This window comes from Kocuria salina (genome assembly GCF_013368965.1).
GTDB classification, from domain to species: domain Bacteria; phylum Actinomycetota; class Actinomycetes; order Actinomycetales; family Micrococcaceae; genus Kocuria; species Kocuria rosea.
On sequence record NZ_SSSF01000043.1, the window covers coordinates 1 to 1431 of the forward strand.

The 1431-nt window shown below is 70.3% G+C and carries 1 protein-coding gene; it reads left to right on the plus strand.

Annotated elements, in window-relative coordinates:
* Nucleotides 1–87 precede the first annotated feature (87 nt).
* Entirely contained in the window at nucleotides 88–1425 is a 1338-nt protein-coding gene (locus tag E7Z53_RS19835; RefSeq protein WP_176338697.1) for an ISL3 family transposase, read from the plus strand.
* Nucleotides 1426–1431 lie beyond the last annotated feature (6 nt).

Consider the following 1431-nt stretch of genomic DNA (forward strand, 5'->3'; position numbering starts at 1 on the left):
CGGCCCTTCCCAAATGAGTGTGGGTAAGGGCCCAAGCGGGGTGCGTGTCACGGGGGTCGGGTAGGGGTCGAGGCCTCCAGGATGGGGGTGCTGAATCCAACCGTCCTCGAAGGCCTCGACGTGTCCCATGCTATGTGCGCGCCGGCGTGCGCGCTCTTCGACCTGCCCGATGTCCACGTGCTCACGATCGAGCGGCACCGCTCCTCGTTCACCCTGGTGGTCGAGACCGTGCCGTCACTGGTGGGCTGTCCGGCTTGCGGGGTGCTCGCCGTCGGCCATGGCCGGGTGGCGGTGCTGCTGCACGACCTGCCTTGCGCCGGGGTGCCCGTGCGGGTGGTCTGGCGCAAGCGCCGCTACCGCTGCCATGAGACGGCGTGCGAGGTGACGACCTTCAGTGAGGTCCACGAGCTGGCGGCACCGCGGGCCAAGCTCACCACCCGCGCGATTGCTTGGGCGGTGACGCAGCTGCGCTGCCACGACATCGCGGTCTCGGCCCTGGCCGAGATGCTCGGGGTCGCCTGGAACACCGTCTGGGACGCCATCACTCCAGTCATCGAGGCCCAGCTGGCCGCCGAGGACCGGCTGGCCGGGGTGAACGCCCTGGGCGTGGACGAGCACGTCTGGCGCCATGTGGGTCCGCCGGGGACCGGGCTGGTCACCGGGATCGTGGACCACTCCCGCGGCGAGGACGGCCGGCCCCGGGCACGACTGCTGGATCTGGTGCCCGGGCGCACGGGGGCGGCCTACGGCGACTGGCTCATCGAGCAGGGGCCGGCGTTCACGAGCGGGATCCGCACGGCGACGCTGGATCCGTTCCACGGCTACGCCAATGCCATCCGCGACGAGCTCCCGGAGGCGATCACCGTTCTCGACGCTTTCCATGTGGTCAAGCTCGGCGGGCAGGTCGTCGATGAGGTCCGCCGCCGCGTGCAGCAGGACACTCTGGGCCACCGCGGGAGAGCCGGGGACCCGTTGTACGGGATCCGCCGCACCCTGCAGATCGGCGCCGAGCACCTGACCGAGAGGCAGGTCCGCCGACTCAACGCGAAGCTCGAGGCCGGGGACCCGCATCACGAGGTCACCCTTGCCTGGCATTGCTACCAGAAGCTGCGCGCGGTCTACCACGCCCGCCCCGAGCAGGGGCGCCGGCTCGTCGCCGAGATTCTCGGTGCCTTCCCGTCCTGTCCCATTCCGGAGATCGCCCGGCTCGGACGGACCTTACGCCGGTGGAAGGCCGCGATCCTGGCCTACTTCGATACCGCAGGAGCCTCGAACGGGCCCACGGAAGCGGTCAATGGCGTCATCGAGACCATGCGTCGCGTCGCCCGCGGCTTCCGCAACTTCGACAACTACCGGTTACGGGCTCTGCTCGCCGCAGGCGGTCATCGCCCCTGGCGGAGAACCGCTACCCACACTCAGCTGTGAAGGCCC